Source organism: Burkholderia sp. AU19243 (genome assembly GCF_018148075.1).
Taxonomy (GTDB): domain Bacteria; phylum Pseudomonadota; class Gammaproteobacteria; order Burkholderiales; family Burkholderiaceae; genus Burkholderia; species Burkholderia latens_A.
This window is the reverse complement of sequence record NZ_JAGSTV010000007.1, coordinates 185,656-204,780: the sequence shown is the minus strand read 5'-3', so window position 1 is coordinate 204,780 and position 19,125 is coordinate 185,656. Positions and strand designations below refer to the sequence as shown.

Genomic DNA, 19,125 nt, shown 5'->3' with positions numbered 1-19,125 from the left:
ACACGGCTCTGCTGCGCTGCAAAAAATATTCAATCACCGTATGCTCGTTAACCCGATAGCGCTTGAGCGGCGTCAAGCATCGTCCTGATTCCGCTTTACATTTTGCCAACATTGGCGATCCACGAAATCTATCTGTCGATTTGATTTCGTTCCCTTCGTCACGCCTGTTTCCCGATGCAGTGCGCGACCTTCTCAAGGCTGTTGACATGCAAGACTTTCCCTTTCTGAGCCTGGCGATCTGGGCTCCGATCCTGTTCGGCGCGTGCCTGCTGCGCGCCGGTTCCGACCGTCATCCGAATCGCACGAGACTGATCGCGCTCGTCGGCGCGCTGGCGGGGTTGGCCGCCGTCGTCCCGCTCGTCGCCGGCTTCGATTCGCACTCGGCCGCGATGCAGTTCGTGGAAACGCGCGACTGGCTGGCCGCGTTCAATGCCGGCTGGCGTGTCGGGATCGACGGCGCGTCGCTGTGGCTCGTCGTGCTGACTGCCTTCACGACGCTGGTCGTCGTAATCGCGTCGTGGGAATCGGTGACAGTGCGCGTCGCGCAGTACTACGCGTCGTTCCTGATCCTGTCGGGGCTGATGGTCGGCGTGTTCGTCGCACAGGACGGGCTGCTGTTCTTCATCTTCTTCGAGGCGACGCTGATCCCGCTGTACCTGCTGATCGGCACATGGGGCAGGGAGCATCGCGTGTACGCGGCCGTGAAGTTCTTCTTCATCTCGTTCGCGGGTTCGCTGCTGCTGTTGATGGCGATGCTGTACCTGTTCGCGAAGTCGCATACGTTCGACATGAACGCATGGCGCACGCTGCAGCTGGGCTTCGCGCCGCAGCTGCTGGTGTTCCTGGGCTTCTTTGCAGCGTTTGCGGTGAAGGTGCCGATGTGGCCCGTCCACACGTGGCTGCGCGACGTCTACACGGACGGCCCGACCGGCGCTGCGCTGATGCTCGCGATGCTCAAGCTCGGCGGTTATGGCTTCCTGCGCTTTGCACTGCCGATCACACCGGACGCGAGTCACTTCTTCGCGCCGGCCGTGATCGCGCTGTCGCTGTTCGCGATCGTCTATGCGAGCCTGATCGCGGTCGCGCAGACCGACCTCGGCAAGCTGCTCGCGTATTCGACGGTCGCACACATGGGGATCGTCACGCTCGGGCTGTTCCTGTTCAACCGGATCGGCGTCGAGGGCGCGATCGTGCAGCTCGTGTCGTACGGTTTCGTCGCCGGTGCGATGCTGTTGTGCGTGAGCGTGCTGGTCGATCGCACGAAGCAGCGCGAGATTGCCGCATACGGTGGTGTGGCGGGGGTGATGCCGCGCTTCGCGATGTTCTCGGTGCTGTTCGCGATGGCCAACGTCGGCCTGCCGGGCACGTCCGGTTTCGTCGGCGAGTTCATGGTCATCATGGGCGCGATTCGCGTGAACTTCTGGATTGGCGCGATTGCGGCGCTCACGCTGATCCTCAGCGCGTCGTACACGCTGTGGATGATCAAGCGCGTCGTGTTCGGCAAGGTCGCGAGCGCGCATGTTGCGAAGCTCGCCGATCTCAGCCGCCGCGAGATCGTGATGTTTGCGTCGCTCGCACTGATCGTGCTGATGGTCGGCGTCGATCCGAAGCCGTTTACCGACGCGATCGATCCCACGGTCGGCCGGTTGATTCAGGATGCCAGCCATTCGAAGTTGCCGGCCGGCGACGGCGGCGCGCCCGCGCAACCCGCATACATGGCATCGGCGCACGGCTGATCGCGCGACACGGTGCGGCAGCCCGCATCGCGAGACGATGCGGGCCGTCGTTGCGCGCACATCCATCGGTGTAGCGACGCGCGCGATCGCAAGCCGGCGGCCACTCTCCCGGTGGTTCGCAGCCATCTTCCGGTCGCGTGAATTGCCCCGCGACAATCTGTCTCACAACAGATTTTGCAATGATGATTTGCCGTCATCGCCGGTTTTTCATCGCGCCCGCGCGACGTATGATTCGGCCACTTTCGTGGATCGGATGCGCATCGGGCATACGCAACGGATTCAATGACCCTCGGGCTGTGTGATGAATAGAAAAGCTTCAAAAGGCTGGACGGCGCTGATATCGATCGGCGCGGCATTGAGCCTGTCAGGCTGTAATTTAGATGTACTAAATCCGAAAGGAAGCGTGGGCGCTGCCGAGAAGGCGCTGATCGCGACGTCGACTTGGGCGATGCTGATCGTCGTCGTGCCGGTGATCCTGCTCACGCTGTGGTTCGCGTGGCGTTACCGCGCATCGAACCGCAACGCCACGTATGCACCTAACTGGTCGCACTCGACCGCGATCGAGGTCGTGATCTGGACGGTGCCGACGCTGATCATTCTCTTTCTCGGCGTGCTCACGTGGAAAACCACGCACGAGCTCGATCCGTACAAGCCGCTCGAGTCGTCGGTGAAGCCGATCGACGTCGAGGTCGTCGCGCTCGACTGGAAATGGCTATTCATCTATCCGGAACTCGGCATCGCGTCGGTGAACCAGCTTGCGATTCCGGTCGGCACGCCGGTTAATTTCCGTATCACGTCGGATTCGGTGATGAACTCGTTCTTCATTCCGCAGCTAGGCGGCCAGGTCTACGCGATGGCCGGCATGCAGACGCGCCTGCACCTGATCGCCGACGAAGCCGGCGACTACGCAGGCACGTCCGCCAACTTCAGCGGGCGCGGCTTCTCCGACATGAAGTTCCGCACGCTCGCCGAGCCGCGCGAGCAATTCGACGCGTGGGTGCAGAAAGTGAAGGCATCGCCCGAGCGGCTCGACGCAACTGCGTACGGCACCGTCGCGCAGCCAAGCGAGAAGGCGCCCGTACGCTACTTCTCGTCGGTCGATCCGCGGCTCTTCCACAACATCATCGCGAAATACAACGATGGCCACGTCCTCGACCTGAAGGACGCCGCCTGCGGCACGAAGGGGTAACGCATGTTCGGCAAACTCACACTTTCGGCGATCCCGTTCGATCAGCCCATCATCATGGGGGCCGGCGCCTTCATGGGGCTGGTCGTGCTCGGCATACTCGCCGCACTGACGATCACCGGCCGCTGGAAGTGGCTGTGGACGGAATGGCTGACGACGGTCGACCACAAGAAACTCGGCGTGATGTACATCATCGTCGCGATGATCATGCTGCTGCGCGGCTTCGCCGACGCGATCATGATGCGCATGCAGCTCGCGCTCGCGTACAACGCGCCCGGCTATCTGCCGCCGCACCACTATGACCAGATCTTCACGGCACACGGCGTGATCATGATCTTCTTCATGGCGATGGTGTTCATGGTCGGCCTGATGAACCTGGTCGTGCCGCTGCAGATCGGCGCGCGCGACGTCGCGTTCCCGTTCATCAACTCGCTGTCGTTCTGGATGACGGCGGTCAGCGCGATCCTGATCAACGTGTCGCTCGTGATCGGCGAATTCGCGCAGACCGGCTGGCTCGCGTATCCGCCGCTGTCGGAGCTGCAGTTCAGCCCGGGGGTAGGGGTCGACTACTACCTGTGGGCGTTGCAGATCTCGGGCGTCGGCACGCTGCTGACGGGCGTGAACTTCTTCGTGACGATCATCAAGATGCGCGCGCCCGGCATGACGCTGATGAAGATGCCGGTGTTCACGTGGACGGCGCTTTGCACGAACGTGCTGATCATGGCGTCGTTCCCGATCCTGACCGCGACGCTCGCGCTGCTCGGCCTCGACCGTTACCTCGGCATGCACTTCTTCACGAACGAAGCCGGCGGCAACGCGATGCTGTATCTGAACCTGATCTGGGCGTGGGGCCATCCGGAGGTGTACATCCTGATCCTGCCCGCGTTCGGGATCTTCTCGGAAGTCATCGCGACGTTCGCGAAGAAGCCGCTGTTCGGCTACAAGACGATGGTGTACGCGACCTGCGCGATCATGGTGCTGTCGTTCCTCGTGTGGCTGCATCACTTCTTCACGATGGGCTCGGGTGCGAACGTGAACGCGTTCTTCGGGATCATGACGATGATCATTGCGATCCCGACCGGCGTGAAGGTGTTCAACTGGCTGTTCACGATGTATCGTGGCCGGATCCAGTTCACGACGCCCGTGCTGTGGACGATCGGCTTCATGGTCACATTCACGCTCGGCGGCATGACGGGCGTGATGATGGCGATCCCGGGCGCGGACTTCGTGCTGCACAACAGCCTGTTCCTGATCGCGCACTTCCACAACGTGATCATCGGCGGCGTGCTGTTCGGTTATCTCGCTGGCTTCAATTACTGGTTTCCGAAAGCGTTCGGCTTCAAGCTGAACGAGAAGCTCGGCAAGGCGGCGTTTTGGTTCTGGCAGGTCGGCTTCTACGTCGCGTTCGTGCCGCTCTACGTGCTCGGCTTCATGGGCATGACGCGTCGCCTGAACCACTACGACAACCCGGCGTGGCATCCGTGGCTGCTCGTCGCCGCGTTCGGCGCGGTGCTGATCGCGATCGGCATTGCGTGCCAGCTGTTGCAACTGGTGGTCAGCATTCGCAACCGCAACCTGCCGGCTTATCGCGATACCACGGGCGACCCGTGGGGCGGCCGCACGCTGGAATGGGCGACGTCGTCGCCGCCGGCTGACTACAACTTCGCGGTGATTCCGCAGGTGCGCGCGCTCGATGCGTACGCGGACATGAAGGCGCGCGGCGACGGCCGCCCCGACCCGGCAGCGATCCGCGACATCCACATGCCGTCGAACACGTGTGCCGGTCTCGTCGTCGCGGTCTTCAGCCTGGTGCTCGGCTTCGCGCTGGTGTGGCACATCTGGTGGATGGCGATCGGCGGGCTGGCGGGTATCGTCGCGACGCTCGTGATCTACAGCTCGCGCGACAACGACGGCTACTACATCCCTGCGACGAAGGTGCGCAAGATCGAAGAGAAGCAACCGGCGGCGCGCGTGGCCACGCGCGTCGACGACGTGGAACTGGAGGCCAACTGATGTTGCAGAAAACCTTGAGCGCGACCCTGGTCGAGCACGACGACCATCCTCCGTCGCATTCGGTGTTCGGCTTCTGGCTGTACCTGATGACCGACTGCGTGATCTTCGCGGCGTTGTTCGCGACGTTCGCGGTGCTCGGCAACCAGTACGCGGGCGGCCCGACCGCGAAGGACCTGTTCGACATTCCGGGCGTCGCGGTCGAAACCGCCGCGCTGCTGCTGTCGAGCATCACGTACGGCTTTGCGATGCTGGCCGCGTACAAGCAGCGTCGCGGCGCGCTGCTTGCGTGGCTCGCGGTGACGTTCGTGCTCGGCGCGGCGTTTCTTGCAATGGAGCTGCGCGAGTTCTCGCACCTGATCGCGCAAGGCGCGGGCCCGCAGCGCAGCGCGTTTCTGTCAGCGTTCTTCACGCTGGTCGGCACGCACGGGCTGCACGTAACCGCAGGCCTCCTGTGGATGATCGTGCTGGCCGGGCAGATCGTGTTGCGCGGCGGCGATCTGACCGACCGCGACCTGCGGCGTCTGACGTGCCTGAGTCTCTTCTGGCACTTCCTCGACATCGTGTGGATCTGCGTGTTTTCCTTCGTCTACCTCGCGAGCGTGATCTAAATGGCCCATTCGCATTCGTCTCAACTCGGAGAAGGGCACGGCAGCGTCGGCGGCTATGTCGCCGGTTTCATCCTGTCGGTGCTGCTCACGGCCGCGTCGTTCGGCCTCGTGATGGGCGGCGTGCTGTCGCCGCACGCGTCGCTGATCGCGCTCGCCGCGCTCGCGTTCGTGCAGATCGTCGTGCACCTCGTGTACTTCCTGCACATGAACGGTTCGTCCGGTCAGCGCTGGAACGTGATGGCGTTCAGCTACACGGTGCTCACCGCGGCGATCCTGATCGTCGGCACGCTGTGGGTGATGCACAACGTCAGCATGAACATGATGTCGCGTTGAGCAGCATCGCGGCGCAGTGCGCCGGCCACGGAGAAGCGGCACGCGCGTGCCGCTTTTTTTTTCGCCTGCCTGCCGCCGATTGCCATCGGCCATCTGCCGTCGGCCACGTTCGGCGTTGTCCGGCGGACTGCACCGGCGCGCACGGGAAGCAGTATGATTGCGCGCACCCTGCGTGCGCTGCGGCCGCGTATCCGGCGCGATAGCGGCGCGCAAGCCGCGCGCGGGCAGGCCGGCCAAGCCACGACCGCCCGCTGAGGGCCGTCAATTGTTACAAGACGTTAGCGAGCCGTCCCCGGCGCGATGCCGCGCATCAGTTCTTACAAACTTGAAATATGCGGAGATGGCGCCGGCCGTTATAGTCGAATCACACATGAAACAACTCGAAGAGGAATCCATGAAGACTTTGCGTGTTGCCTCGCTCTTGACCGGTGTGACAGCCTTGCTCGTGTCGGGCGCAGCAATGGCGGGAGTCAATGTCGGGATCAACGTCGGCGTGCCGGCTCCGGTCTACGTCGCACCTGCGCCCGTGTACGCGCCGCCGCCTCCGCCGCCGGTCGTCTACCAGCCGGCGCCTGTCTATGCACCTGCGCCCGTGTACGGGCCGGCACCGGCTATCGTGATCGGCTGGCACGGCGATCGCTACTGGGACGGCCGCCGCTACTGGGCGCGCGACGAGTGGTACCGCCATCATGGCCGCGGCTGGGATCGTGGGCATGGTCACTGGGATAACGGCCGTCACAACGGCTGGCGCTGATCGAACTGCGACGCACGCGCGATGCGCGTGCCCCGAAAGAAGAACCGCCCGCGTGGCGGTTTTTCTTTTGCGCCTCCAACGTACACGCGATCGGCGCGACGCTCCGGCGCCACGCATGGAAAGCCGCGGTCTGGCTCGACGTCGAGTTCAATGGGTAGAATCGACCCTCGTTCCATTCCACAATCGACCGACAGGGCCACTATGACGAAGGGTTCGCCCCGGGCCACGGCCGCGCGCATCCGCTTCGGCGCCGCGCAGGCGGTACGGGCCGCCGGCCGCGCGGCGGCAGTATGGGCAATACAGGCGCTGCTGGCCGCGACGGCCGCGCACGCGGCCTATGCGATTGCACAGTACGGCGAGCCGAAATATCCGCCGGGCTTCAAGCATTTCGACTATGTGAACCCGGATGCGCCAAAGGGCGGCACGCTGGTGCTCGCGAACCCGAACCGGCTGACGTCGTTCGACAAATTCAATCCGTTCACGATGCGCGGCAACCCCGCGCCGGGCATCGACATGCTGTTCGAGAGCCTCGCGACCGGCAGTTCCGACGAGCCGGCGTCCGCGTACGGCCTGCTCGCCGACGACATCGACATCGCGCCGGACCGCCGCTCGGTCACGTTCCACCTGAATCCGCGCGCGCGCTTTTCGAACGGCGATCGCGTCACGGCCGACGACGTCAAGTTCTCGTTCGACACGCTCAAGAGCAAGCAGGCCGCGCCGCAGTTCGGCGCGTACTTCGCCGAAATCACGAAGGCCGTGGTGGTCGATCCGGCGACCGTGCGCTTCGAATTTCATAGCGCGAACCGCGAGTTGCCGCTGATTGCCGGCGGCGTGCCGGTGTTCTCGCGCAAGTGGGGGCTGCGCGCGGACGGTTCGCGCATCCCGTTCGACCAGCTTGCGTTCGAGCAGCCGATCGGCAGCGGCCCGTACCTGATCGATCATTACGACAACGGCCGCACGATCACGTACCGGCGCAATCCCGCGTATTGGGGCGCCGACTTGCCGGTGCGGGTCGGCACCAACAATTTCGAGCGGATCGTCTACAAGCTGTACGGCGACGGCGTCGCGCGGCTCGAGGCGTTCAAGGCCGGCGAGTACGACGTGCTGGTCGAGTACATCGCGCGCAACTGGGCGCGCCGCGACGTCGGCAAGCGTTTCGACAACGGCGAGCTCGTCAAGCGCGAATTCCGCCAGCACAATGGCGCGGGCATGCAGGGCTTCTTCATGAACCTGCGCCGGCCGCTGTTTCGCGACGTGCGCGTGCGTCAGGCGCTTGACCTCGCGTTCGACTTCGAATGGCTGAATCGCCAGCTGTTCTACGGCGCGTACACGCGCCTCGACAGCTATTTCGCGGACACCGACCTGCAGGCAACCGGTACGCCGGGCCCGGGTGAACTGAAGCTGCTCGAGCCGCTGCGCGCGCAGCTCGACCCGGCCGTGTTCGGTCCGATGGTTACGCAACCGAGCACGAATCCGCCGGGCTCGCTGCGCGCGAACCTGTTGAAGGCTCGCGCGCTGCTCGCGCAGGCAGGCTGGACCTATCGCGACGGCGCGTTGCGCAATGCGAAGGGCGAGCCGTTCGCGTTCGAGATCCTCGACGATTCCGGCGGATCGATGCAGGGCGTCGTGACCGCCTATCAGCGCAATCTCGCGAAGCTCGGCATCGACGCGCGCTTTCGCACGGCCGATTTCGCGTTGCTGCAAAAGAGGCTCGACGCATTCGACTACGACATGACGACGATCCGCCTGCCGGGCGTGCAGGTGCCGGGCGCCGAACAATATTCGCGCTACGCGAGCAAGTTCGCGGACGAACCGGGCTCCGACAACCTGATCGGCCTGAAGTCGCCTGCGGTCGACGCGTTGCTGCACGCACTCGGCACCGCGCAGACGCGCGAAGAACTGCTCGACGCGACGCATGCGCTCGACCGCGTGCTGATGCATGGCTACTACGCGGTGCCGCAGTGGTACAGCGGGACGCACCGGATCGCGTACAAGCGCACGCTTGCCTATCCGCAGACGCTGCCGCTGTACTATTCGGCCGAGGGCTGGGTCGTATCGACCTGGTGGGCCAAGCCCGATCACTGAAGCCGCCTGCTTTCATTCAATCCAGCCTGACGATCGCGAGTCGACGCCTTATGTGGAGCTACATCCTCAAACGCCTGCTGCTGATGGTCCCGACGCTCGTCGGCGTGCTCACGCTCACGTTCGCCGTGATTCAGTTCGTGCCGGGCGGGCCGGTCGAACAGGCCGTGCAGGAGCTGCGCAAGGGCGCGACGGAGCAGGGCGCGACACCGTTCGGCATGCGCGCGCATACGGGCGTCGACGCGCAGCAGCTCGCGCAGCTCAAGGCGCTGTATGGTTTCGACAAGCCGCCGCTCGAGCGCTATTGGCTGATGCTGAAGCGCTTCGCGCGCTTCGATCTCGGCGAAAGCTACTTTCGCCATCAAAGCGTGTGGTCGCTGATCGTGCAGAAGCTGCCGGTGTCGATCAGCATCGGGCTGTGGACGTTCTTCGTCACGTACCTGATCTCGGTGCCGCTCGGCATCGCGAAGGCCGTGCGCAACGGCTCGCCGTTCGACGTCGCGACGAGTCTCGTCGTACTGGTCGGCTATGCGATTCCGGGCTTCGTGCTCGGCGTGCTGCTGCTCGTGCTGTTCGGCGGCGGCTCGTTCTGGCAGCTGTTCCCGCTGCGCGGGCTCACGTCGGACAACTTCGCGCAGCTATCGCTCGGCGGCAAGGTGCTCGACTACCTGTGGCACATCGCGCTGCCGATCACCGCATCGGTCGTCGGCAGCTTCGCGGTCGTCACGATGCTCACGAAGAATGCGTTCCTCGACGAAATCCGCAAGCAATACGTGCTGACCGCACGCGCGAAAGGGCTCGCCGAGCGCACCGTGCTGTGGAAGCACGTGTTCCGCAACGCGATGCTGCCGCTGATGGTCGGGTTCCCCGCCGCATTCATCGGCGCGTTCTTCACCGGCAGCCTGCTGATCGAGACGCTGTTCTCGCTCGACGGCCTGGGGCTGCTGTCGTACGAATCGGTCGTGCGGCGCGACTATCCGGTGGTGCTCGGCACGCTGTACCTGTTCACGCTGATCGGGCTCGCAACGAAGCTTGTCTCCGACCTCTGCTACGTGTGGGTCGACCCGCGCATTCAATTCGACAACCTGGAGCGCTGACATGAAACCGTCCGTCCGCACGCTGCCTGCCCGCGCATCGGCCTGCGTACCCGCGCTCGCCACACGAGGTGCGCGATGAACCGGGCCGTCGTGTCGTCCCGCATCGACGCCGCGCGGGCGCGCGTGTCGCCATCGCCCGCACGCCGCGTGTGGCGGCGTTTTCGCCAGCAGCGCCTCGGCTACTGGAGCTTCGTGATCTTCGTCGTCGCGTTCGCCGCGAGTCTCGCGGCGCCGCTGTGGTCCAACGACAAGCCGCTCGTGGTGCGCTATGACGGCCACTACTATTTCCCGATGTTCCATGCGTACCCGGAGACGACTTTCGGCGGCGACTTCCCGACGCCGGCCGACTATCTCGATCCATACGTGCGCAAGCGGCTCGATGCGCCGGGCAACTTCGTCGTCTACCCGCCGAACCGCTATTACTACGACACGTTGAACTACTTCTCGGACGTGCCGAATCCGGCGCCGCCGTCGCGCGCGAACTGGCTCGGCACCGACGCGCAAGGGCGTGATCTGCTCGCGCGGCTCGTGTACGGGTTCCGTGTGTCGGTCGAGTTCGGATTGATCCTTACGGCCATCGGCACGCTGCTCGGGATTGCGGCGGGCGCGGTGCAAGGCTTCTTCGGCGGACGCATCGACATCGTCGGGCAGCGGTTGATCGAAATCTGGAGCTCGCTGCCGGAGTTGTATCTGCTGATCATCTTCGCGTCGATCTTCGAGCCGAGTTTCCTGCTGCTGATCGTGCTGCTGTCGCTGTTCGGCTGGATCGGCCTCGCCGACTACGTGCGCGCCGAGTTCCTGCGCAACCGCACGCAGGACTACGTGCGCGCGGCACGCGCGATGGGCCTCACGAACTGGCAGATCATCTGGCGCCACGTGCTGCCGAACAGCATGACTCCCGTGATCACGTTCCTGCCGTTCCGGATGAGCGGCGCGATCCTCGCGCTCACGAGCCTCGACTTTCTCGGGCTCGGCGTGCCGCCGCCGACGCCGAGCCTCGGCGAGCTGCTGGCGCAGGGCAAGGGCAATCTCGACGCGTGGTGGATCTCGCTATCGACGTTCGGCGTGCTGGTCGCGACGCTGCTGCTGCTGACCTTCATGGGCGACGCGCTGCGCAACGCGCTCGACACGCGGATCGCCGACTCGGTGCGCGCGGCGGGAGGGCAGCGATGAGCGATACGGTCGTATCGAATACGGACGAACCGCTGCTGTCGCTCGAGCATCTGCACGTGCGCTTCGGCGACACGGTTGCCGTCGACGACGTGACGCTCGCGATCGGCCGCGGCGAGCGCATCGCGCTCGTCGGCGAGTCGGGGTCGGGCAAGAGCGTGACCGCGCTCTCGATCCTGCGGTTGCTGCGCGACGCCGACGTGAGCGGCACGATCCGCTTCGCCGGCCAGGACCTTGCCGGCAAGAGCGAGCGCGAGATGCGCGGGCTGCGCGGCTCGGACATTGCGATGATTTTCCAGGAGCCGATGACCGCGCTGAACCCGCTCTACACGATCGGCGCGCAAATCGGCGAGACGATCGTGCTGCACGACGGCGTGTCCGCGGCCGAAGCGCGCAAACGCGCGGTGGCGCTGCTCGCGCGCACCGGTATCGGCGAGCCGGAGAAGCGCGTCGACAGCTATCCGCACCAGCTGTCGGGCGGCCAGCGCCAGCGCGCGATGATCGCGATGGCGCTCGCGTGCCGGCCGCGCCTGCTGCTCGCCGACGAGCCGACTACCGCGCTCGACGTGACGATCCGCGCGCAGATCGTCGATCTGCTGCTCGAACTGCAGCGCGAGGAGGCGGAAAAGCGCGGCATGGCGATTCTGCTGATCACGCACGACCTGAACCTAGTGCGGCACTTCGCGCAGCGGGTCGCGGTGATGGAACGCGGTCGGCTGGTCGAAAGCGGGCCGGTCGAGCGGATCTTCGCGGAGCCGGAGCATCCGTATACGCGGCGGCTCCTGAACAGCCGGCCGCAGCGCGCGGTCGCGCCGGTCATGCCGATTGCGCCCGTCGTGCTCGATGCGCGCCACGTGAGCGTGCAGTTCGCGCGCAAGCGGCCGGGTTTCGCGGGATGGTTCGGCACGGCGCCGGTGACGGCGGTCGCGGACGTGTCCGTATCGGTGCGCCAGGGCGAGACGCTCGGTATCGTCGGGGAATCCGGCTCCGGGAAGTCGACGCTCGCGATGGCGCTGCTCGGACTGCAAAAGACGACGCACGGCGAGATCGAGTTTCAGGGGCGCGCGCTGTCGAGCTACCGCGGCCGCGAGCAGACCGCGCTGCGCTCGAACATGCAGGTCGTCTTTCAGGACCCCTTCAGCTCGCTGTCGCCGCGTCACACGATCGAGCGCATCGTCGGCGAGGGGCTCGAGCTGCATCGGCCCGAGCTGACGCCCGATGCGCGCCGCGCGAAGTCGCTCGCCGTGCTGCGCGAAGTCGGCCTCGACCGGACGGTGCTGCATCGCTATCCGCACGAATTCTCCGGCGGCCAGCGCCAGCGGATCGCAATCGCGCGCGCGCTCGTGCTCGAGCCGCGCATCCTGATTCTCGACGAACCGACGTCGGCGCTCGACGTGTCGATCCAGCAGCAGGTGCTGAAGCTGCTCGCGAATTTGCAACAGAAATACAACCTCGGCTATGTATTCATCAGCCACGACCTCGAGGTGATCGGCGCGATGGCCCACCGCGTCGCGGTGATGCAGGGCGGGGCGATCGTGGAGTCCGGCGAGGTCGCCGACATCTTCACGAGGCCGTCACATCCTTACACACAAAAGCTGTTGAAAGCGGTCTGGAAAGCGTGATAGGCGTCCAATGGTCTGACCATCTCGATTGTATTTTTTAATTTGTTTTGACAAACGATTACGCGCTGGCTAGTATCGACCGAAATTTTCCGCCAATCAGCTGATTTTTAAGCAAATTCCATCGACCAATGCAGCATCGATCCCTGACCCAGGCATGCGCGCGCACCGTCGCCGGGCTGTTCATCGGCGCCCTGTTCGCAGCAGCTCCCGGCGCGTTCGCCGATGAAGTCAGCAGTTTCAACCAAAATGTCACGAATTCGACTCAAATCGGGTCGACTTCCGCCACTCAGCAGACCACCGCGCAGCCGTCGGGCGGTGCGAAGTCGTTCCTCGCCGGCATGGCGGGGAAAGCCGGCGACGTCGTCGTCGGTGCGCTCAACATGATCGGGGTGCGCTATCGCTGGGGCGGCAACTCGCCGGATTCGGGCCTCGACTGCAGCGGCTTCGTCCGCTACGTGTTCCAGGACACGCTCGGCATGTCGCTGCCGCGCCGCGCCGAAGAGATGAGCCGCGTCGGCGAGAAGGTCAGCATGAGCAACCTGAAACCGGGCGATCTCGTGTTCTTCAACACGATGCGCCGCACGTTCTCACACGTCGGCATCTATATCGGCGACAACAAGTTCGTGCATTCGCCGTCGACGGGCAGCACGATCCGCGTCGACGATCTCGACAGCGGCTACTGGGAAAAGCGGTTCACCGGCGCACGCCGGCTCGAGTCGGAGTTTCCGATGAAGGCCGACGACCTCCGCCAGCGCGTGCGCGCGACGATCGGCGACGACTCGTCGAACGGCAGCAACTGACACATTCGCCGGCGCTGCGCCGGAGCGACGAAACCCTGTCACCGGAAGGCGGCAGGGTTTTTTGTTTTCAGGGCACGGGAAAAGGGTGCGCCGCCGGCGGCGTGCACGGTCGCGCACCGCCCGCCGCGATGCGTGTACCTTACGCGGCCGCAACGCCGCGGGCTGCCGCGAGCTTGCGTTGCAGTTCCGGCATGATCCGCGCGACGGCTTCCTCGCCCGCGAGTATCGCCGCGTTGCGCTGATTGAAATCGCTGCCGCCCATCGCCGCGAGGTTCGGGCGGACCACGACGTCCGCGTATTTGTCGAGCTCGTAGGTCTTGATCGTCTGGCCCATGATCGTGAAGGTTTGCAGCAGCATATCGATCGGGTTGTTGGTCGCCGCGCCGTCCGGCCGCGACGAGATGTCGACCGCGATCACGAAGCTCGCGCCCATCCTGCGCGCGAACGAAGCCGGCACCGGGCTCACGAGGCCGCCGTCGACATATTCGCGACTGCCGATCTTCACGGGCTCGAACACCGACGGTACGCTGCACGACGCGCGCACCGCGAGCCCCGTATTGCCCTGCTGAAACAGGATCGGCTGGCCGTTCTGCAGGTCGGTCGCGACGATGCCGAGCGGCTTGGCCATCTTCTCGATCGGCCGGTTGTTGAGCGTCTTGTTGAGGAAGTTCTGCAGCGCGACGCCCTGCAGCAGCCCGCGCGAGCGGAACGGCAGCGCCCAGTCGCTGATCGCCGCCTGGTCCATGTCGAGCGCGATCTTGTTGATCTGCAGGCCGGTCATTCCCGATGCGTACAGCGCGCCGACTACCGAGCCCGCGCTGGTACCCGCGACGATCTCGACCGGGATGCCGCGTGCTTCGAGCGCTTTCAACACGCCGATGTGCGAGAAGCCGCGCGCGGCGCCTCCGCCGAGTGCGATGCCGATCTTCACGGGCTTCTCGTGCGATTGCGCGGAATTCACGGCGTTGCCGGGACGGGACTTGTCGCCGAACGACGTGCAGGCGGCGAGGCTGGCGGACGCGCATGCGATCGTGAAGTGGCGGCGCGACAGGCGAGGGGACGACATCGAATGGTTCTCCGGCGGCTTGGCGGCGAGCGGGGGAGCCCGCGGCGGCGATAGTTTCCGAGCGGCCGCGCGGCGGTATCCGTGCGGCCGGCGCGGCGCCTGCTGGCAGCCGCGGCGCGCACATCATAAAGCAAGCGGTGCGCTTGGCGCGAAGGCGGGCGCGAGTATAATTCCGGCTTCTTTCCCGTTCCGGGCGCGGCCGGCCCCGTTGCAGTCCGGGCTGCCGCCGTCGATCCCGCGTCGAATCATTCATGCGCCCCAGGCGTTCGAGTTACCGTTTATGACCCGTCCTGTCCGTACCCGCTTCGCGCCGAGTCCCACCGGCTTCATCCATCTCGGCAACATCCGCTCTGCGCTCTATCCGTGGGCGTTCGCCCGCAAGATGAAGGGCACGTTCGTGCTGCGTATCGAGGACACCGACGTCGAGCGCTCGTCGCAGGAAGCGGTCGACGCGATCCTCGAAGGGATGCAATGGCTCGGGCTGGATTTCGACGAAGGCCCGATCTACCAGATGCAGCGGATGGATCGCTACCGCGAAGTGCTCGCGCAGATGGTCGACCAAGGTCTCGCTTACCCGTGCTACATGTCGGCCGAGGAACTCGACGCGCTGCGCGAACGCCAGCGCGCGGCCGGCCTGAAGCCGCGCTACGACGGCACGTGGCGTCCGGAGCCGGGCAAGGTGTTGCCCGAACCGCCGGCCGGCGTGAAGCCGGTGCTGCGTTTCCGCAACCCGCTGACCGGCACGGTCGTGTGGGACGACGCGGTGAAGGGCCGTGTCGAGATCTCGAACGAGGAACTCGACGACCTCGTGATCGCGCGTCCGGACGGCACGCCGATCTACAACTTCTGCGTGGTCGTGGACGACATGGACATGAACATCACGCACGTGATCCGCGGCGACGACCACGTCAACAACACGCCTCGGCAGATCAACATCCTGCGCGCGCTCGGCGGCGAACCGCCCGTCTATGCGCACCTGCCGACCGTGCTGAACGAACAGGGCGAGAAGATGAGCAAGCGGCACGGCGCGATGAGCGTGATGGCCTATCGCGACGCAGGCTTCCTGCCGGAGGCTGTCGTCAACTATCTCGCGCGTCTCGGCTGGTCGCACGGCGACGCGGAAATTTTCTCGCGCGAGCAGTTCGTCGAATGGTTCGACCTCGAGCATCTCGGCAAGTCGCCTGCGCAGTACGACCACAGCAAGCTGAGCTGGCTGAACGCGCACTACATCAAGGAAGCCGACAATGCGCGCCTCGCCGGCCTGGCGAAACCGTTCCTCGATGCGCTCGGCATCGATGACGCGGCGATCGCAACGGGCCCGGCGCTCGATGCGGTGGTCGGTCTGATGAAGGACCGCGCGACGACGGTCAAGGAAATCGCGGAAGGCGCCGCGATGTTCTACCGTGTGCCGGCGCCGGAGCCCGATGCGCTCGCGCAGCACGTGACCGACGCGGTGCGCCCCGCGCTCGCCGATCTCGCCGGCGCGCTCAAGGCGGCCGACTGGACGAAGGAGGCGGTATCCGCGGCGCTGAAGGCGACGCTCGCGACGCACAAGCTGAAGATGCCGCAACTCGCGATGCCGGTGCGCCTGCTCGTGGCGGGCACCACACATACGCCGTCGATCGACGCGGTGCTCGTGCTGTTCGGTCGCGATGTCGTGGTATCGCGTATCGAGGCCGCGCTGGCTTGAGGTCGCGGTAGCGCGAAGCCGGTTGCGCGTGACGTCGCGGCGGCTTCGCAAAAAATTTCGCTCGAATCGCAAAAAGGGTATTTACAAGTTCAAATTCGGTCCATATAATCTCATATCTGTTCTGCAAGGGGGTATAGCTCAGCTGGGAGAGCGCTTGCATGGCATGCAAGAGGTCAGCGGTTCGATCCCGCTTACCTCCACCATCAGAACAAAATGATTGATTTGTGAAGCAGTGCTAGTGGTAATAAATGCTTCACAAAATGATTTAAAGCAGTTAAAATTTCGGCCTTCGCTGTTGACGATGAGTGAATAGCGAAAGTCAGACAGGTCTGAAAAGATCATGTCCCCTTCGTCTAGAGGCCTAGGACATCACCCTTTCACGGTGAGTACAGGGGTTCGAATCCCCTAGGGGACGCCAGATTCAGCGGCGTTTCATGGAAGTGTCGCGAGGCTTGCAGGAACGTAACCGACGTCCTGCAGGTAACGGTGCAGAAAGTTGGAGCGGTAGTTCAGTCGGTTAGAATACCGGCCTGTCACGCCGGGGGTCGCGGGTTCGAGTCCCGTCCGCTCCGCCAGAACGAAGCCCGTTCAAGACGTTTTTGAGCGGGCTTTTGTATTAAAGATGTAAGCAGTACGTTGTCCCCTTCGTCTAGAGGCCTAGGACATCACCCTTTCACGGTGAGTACAGGGGTTCGAATCCCCTAGGGGACGCCAGATTCAGCGGCGTTTCGTAGAAGTGTCGCAACGCTTGCAGATCGTGAACGTGGTCTGCAGGTGGGGTAAGAAAAGCTGGAGCGGTAGTTCAGTTGGTTAGAATACCGGCCTGTCACGCCGGGGGTCGCGGGTTCGAGCCCCGTCCGCTCCGCCAGAACGAAGCCCGTTCAAATGAACGTTTTGAACGGGCTTTTGCGTTAAAGATGTAAGCAGTACGTTGTCCCCTTCGTCTAGAGGCCTAGGACATCACCCTTTCACGGTGAGTACAGGGGTTCGAATCCCCTAGGGGACGCCAGATTTCGGCGTCGTTCGAACAAACGATGCGCCGGCAGGAAGTAACCGACGCCTGCCAGGCAAGAAGCAAGACTGGAGCGGTAGTTCAGTCGGTTAGAATACCGGCCTGTCACGCCGGGGGTCGCGGGTTCGAGTCCCGTCCGCTCCGCCAAAAATGAAGAAGCCCGCCTCGTGCGGGCTTTTTCATTTGTATCGTCGGAGGCGCACGCTTGCGTGCGTGTGACTACGGAGCGGAGGAAGCCGCCTGCGCGGCTTCCGGCGGGAATCGAAGGGTTGCGCGTGCACGCGCAACCGCGGCCTGCGGGATGTAGGCGAGTCCCGTCCGCTCCGCCAAAAATGAAGAAGCCCGCCTCGTGCGGGCTTTTTCATTTGTATCGTCGGAGGCGCACGCCGTCGGCTTCTCAACTGCGTCGCTGGCCCGTACGCCGCTACGAGAAATTCGTGATTGCATCCGCTCGCGACTGCGCTATCGTGGCGGGATGCGTTCTCGACCCTTGCGCGATGCTCGATCCGACCGACCTGCGACTCCTGTATCAGCTCCGGCCCGCGGAGCCCGGCGATTTTCCGTTTGCCGAGGCGCTGACCCACGGCAACATGGGCGGCTATTACAAGCGACACGGGCTTGTCTGGCGCAGCGACCTCTTCTATGCGAGCTGGCGCGAATCCGAGAACTTCATCCTGGAAGCGGACGGCGAGCGCATCGGCGTGCTGCGCGTGACAGAAGAGGGCGATTCGCTGCACATCCGCGACGTGCAGATCGCCGCCGGCCATCGCGGGCAGGGCGCCGGCACGTACATGCTCGACATGTCGCACCGCTGGGCGCGTGCCCGCGGGCTGCACGAACTGCAATTGCGCGTATTCGTCGACAATCCGGCCGCGAAGCTTTACGAGCGGATGGGCTATCGTGTCACGGGGCCGAGGCTCGCGCAGCTCGGATCGATTCGTCACATGGTGCGTCCGGTCTGAGCGCCGGGCGGGACAACGCCGCGTCCGCCGCCGCGGTGGTCAGCGGGTGACGCCGGTCGCGTCGTCGCCGGCCGTTTCGTCGCCCGCGGCGCGGCTTCCCGCGCTGCGGGGTTCGTAGCCGCGCAGCATGAACGCGCGCGGGCTTTCGCCGAATGCGCGCCGGAACATCGCCGAAAACGCGCTCTGGCTCTGGTAGCCCAACTCGCGGGCGATATGCGACAGCGGACGACCCTGGTTCAACAGCGGGATCGCGCGCGCGAGCAGCGCCTGCTGCCGCCATTGCGAGAAACTCACGCCCAGTTCCTGCCTGAACAGCCTCGATATCGTCCGCGTGCTCGCACCGACTTCGCTCGCCCAGTGTTCGAGCGATTCCGCGTGCGCCGGCTGCGCGAGCACCGACTCGCACAGCATGCGCAGCCGTTTCTCGTCAGGCATCGGTACCGCAAGCGGCAGCGGCTCGGCGTGACTCAGTTCGTCGAGCACAAGCCCGCATAGCAGCCGTTCGCGCGCATCACTCAGTTCACGCGCGTCGAGCGCGATGATCAGCTCGCGCAGCAACCCCGTCACCTCCACCACGCGGCACGCATCGAGTCCGTCCGGCACGATCGATTCGTCGATGTACAGCGTGCGCAAATACGCGTCCTCGACGATCGCCACCTCGTGCGTCACGTGCGGCGGCACCCAGATCGCGCGGGACGGCGGCACCATCCACGTCGTTCCGGTCGTGGCGACACGCAGCACGCCGCGCGACGCATACGCGAGTTGCGCCCACGCGTGCGTGTGCAGCGGAATCCGGCGCCCGGCATCGACCTGCCGCGCCCGCACACGCATCGGATGGACGCGGGTCGGCGCGAACTCGGGCGGGATGTCGATGACGTCGTAAGGGTTCGATGCGTCGGCTTGGTCAGGCGGATTCATGGGCGATTCGGTCGGCGCGGGCGGCGATGCCGTCATTTTAGAAGGCGCCGCGCACGCGCATGCGGCGGTTTTTCGG

15 protein-coding genes and 7 tRNA genes are annotated in these 19,125 nt (G+C 64.7%); 20 read left to right on the top strand and 2 right to left on the bottom strand.

Annotated features, from left to right (window positions below; genetic code table 11):
- The first annotated feature begins 206 nt into the window (after window positions 1-206).
- From KDW55_RS15860 to KDW55_RS15810, 11 genes are all read left to right on the top strand, one after another.
- A complete protein-coding gene (locus KDW55_RS15860) occupies window positions 207-1,736 on the top strand; it encodes an NADH-quinone oxidoreductase subunit M (protein WP_212160228.1) in 1,530 nt (509 codons plus the stop codon).
- 301 nt (window positions 1,737-2,037) lie between these two features.
- Entirely contained in the window at window positions 2,038-2,925 is an 888-nt protein-coding gene (gene cyoA, locus KDW55_RS15855; protein WP_040144526.1) for a ubiquinol oxidase subunit II, read from the top strand.
- Window positions 2,926-2,928: 3 nt separating this feature from the next.
- Window positions 2,929-4,935, top strand: coding sequence for a cytochrome o ubiquinol oxidase subunit I (gene cyoB / locus KDW55_RS15850; RefSeq protein ID WP_040144525.1), 2,007 nt, complete (start codon window positions 2,929-2,931; stop codon window positions 4,933-4,935).
- Window positions 4,935-5,543, top strand: a complete 609-nt coding sequence (cyoC, locus tag KDW55_RS15845; RefSeq protein ID WP_040144524.1) for a cytochrome o ubiquinol oxidase subunit III — start codon at window positions 4,935-4,937, stop codon at window positions 5,541-5,543. Before cyoB ends, cyoC begins: the two co-directional genes overlap by 1 nt.
- Window positions 5,544-5,876, top strand: coding sequence for a cytochrome o ubiquinol oxidase subunit IV (gene cyoD, locus KDW55_RS15840; RefSeq protein WP_040144523.1), 333 nt, complete (start codon window positions 5,544-5,546; stop codon window positions 5,874-5,876).
- A 394-nt stretch (window positions 5,877-6,270) separates the two neighbouring features.
- Window positions 6,271-6,630: a hypothetical protein gene (locus tag KDW55_RS15835; protein ID WP_040144986.1), complete on the top strand. Its 360-nt coding sequence runs from the start codon at window positions 6,271-6,273 to the stop codon at window positions 6,628-6,630.
- 201 nt (window positions 6,631-6,831) lie between these two features.
- Complete coding sequence (locus tag KDW55_RS15830; protein ID WP_040144521.1) at window positions 6,832-8,715, top strand: extracellular solute-binding protein; 1,884 nt, start codon at window positions 6,832-6,834, stop codon at window positions 8,713-8,715.
- A gap of 50 nt (window positions 8,716-8,765) precedes the next feature.
- Window positions 8,766-9,809: an ABC transporter permease subunit gene (locus tag KDW55_RS15825; RefSeq protein ID WP_212160226.1), complete on the top strand. Its 1,044-nt coding sequence runs from the start codon at window positions 8,766-8,768 to the stop codon at window positions 9,807-9,809.
- Window positions 9,810-9,884: 75 nt separating this feature from the next.
- Window positions 9,885-10,982 (top strand): ABC transporter permease, encoded by a 1,098-nt coding sequence (locus tag KDW55_RS15820; protein ID WP_040144519.1) that lies wholly within the window; start codon window positions 9,885-9,887, stop codon window positions 10,980-10,982.
- On the top strand, window positions 10,979-12,601 hold the full coding sequence (locus KDW55_RS15815; RefSeq protein ID WP_069241519.1) for a dipeptide ABC transporter ATP-binding protein: 1,623 nt from the start codon (window positions 10,979-10,981) through the stop codon (window positions 12,599-12,601). Before KDW55_RS15820 ends, KDW55_RS15815 begins: the two co-directional genes overlap by 4 nt.
- Before the next feature lie 128 nt (window positions 12,602-12,729).
- Entirely contained in the window at window positions 12,730-13,401 is a 672-nt protein-coding gene (locus KDW55_RS15810; protein WP_069241518.1) for a C40 family peptidase, read from the top strand.
- Between the two features lie 139 nt (window positions 13,402-13,540).
- Here the strand turns inward: KDW55_RS15810 and KDW55_RS15805 are convergent, their stop codons facing one another.
- Window positions 13,541-14,467: a patatin-like phospholipase family protein gene (locus KDW55_RS15805; protein WP_069241517.1), complete on the bottom strand. Its 927-nt coding sequence runs from the start codon at window positions 14,465-14,467 to the stop codon at window positions 13,541-13,543.
- A 280-nt stretch (window positions 14,468-14,747) separates the two neighbouring features.
- On the opposite strand from KDW55_RS15805, the gene gltX reads away from it, so the two are divergent.
- The 9 genes from gltX to KDW55_RS15760 all read left to right on the top strand — a co-directional run bounded on the left by gltX (window position 14,748) and on the right by KDW55_RS15760 (window position 18,131).
- Window positions 14,748-16,157 carry a glutamate--tRNA ligase gene (gene gltX, locus KDW55_RS15800; RefSeq protein ID WP_040144515.1) on the top strand — a complete coding sequence of 470 codons (1,410 nt, stop codon included), beginning with the start codon at window positions 14,748-14,750 and terminating at the stop codon, window positions 16,155-16,157.
- A gap of 127 nt (window positions 16,158-16,284) precedes the next feature.
- Window positions 16,285-16,360, top strand: a tRNA-Ala gene (locus KDW55_RS15795).
- Between the two features lie 139 nt (window positions 16,361-16,499).
- Window positions 16,500-16,575 (top strand) — tRNA-Glu (locus KDW55_RS15790).
- An 80-nt stretch (window positions 16,576-16,655) separates the two neighbouring features.
- Window positions 16,656-16,732: transfer RNA gene (locus tag KDW55_RS15785), tRNA-Asp, on the top strand.
- Between the two features lie 63 nt (window positions 16,733-16,795).
- Window positions 16,796-16,871, top strand: a tRNA-Glu gene (locus tag KDW55_RS15780).
- A gap of 77 nt (window positions 16,872-16,948) precedes the next feature.
- Window positions 16,949-17,025 (top strand) — tRNA-Asp (locus tag KDW55_RS15775).
- Window positions 17,026-17,090: 65 nt separating this feature from the next.
- Window positions 17,091-17,166: transfer RNA gene (locus KDW55_RS15770), tRNA-Glu, on the top strand.
- A gap of 73 nt (window positions 17,167-17,239) precedes the next feature.
- Window positions 17,240-17,316, top strand: a tRNA-Asp gene (locus tag KDW55_RS15765).
- 350 nt (window positions 17,317-17,666) lie between these two features.
- Window positions 17,667-18,131, top strand: a complete 465-nt coding sequence (locus KDW55_RS15760; protein ID WP_040144514.1) for a GNAT family N-acetyltransferase — start codon at window positions 17,667-17,669, stop codon at window positions 18,129-18,131.
- A 39-nt stretch (window positions 18,132-18,170) separates the two neighbouring features.
- Here the strand turns inward: KDW55_RS15760 and KDW55_RS15755 are convergent, their stop codons facing one another.
- Window positions 18,171-19,049: a helix-turn-helix transcriptional regulator gene (locus tag KDW55_RS15755; protein ID WP_245163560.1), complete on the bottom strand. Its 879-nt coding sequence runs from the start codon at window positions 19,047-19,049 to the stop codon at window positions 18,171-18,173.
- Between the last annotated feature and the right edge of the window lie 76 nt (window positions 19,050-19,125).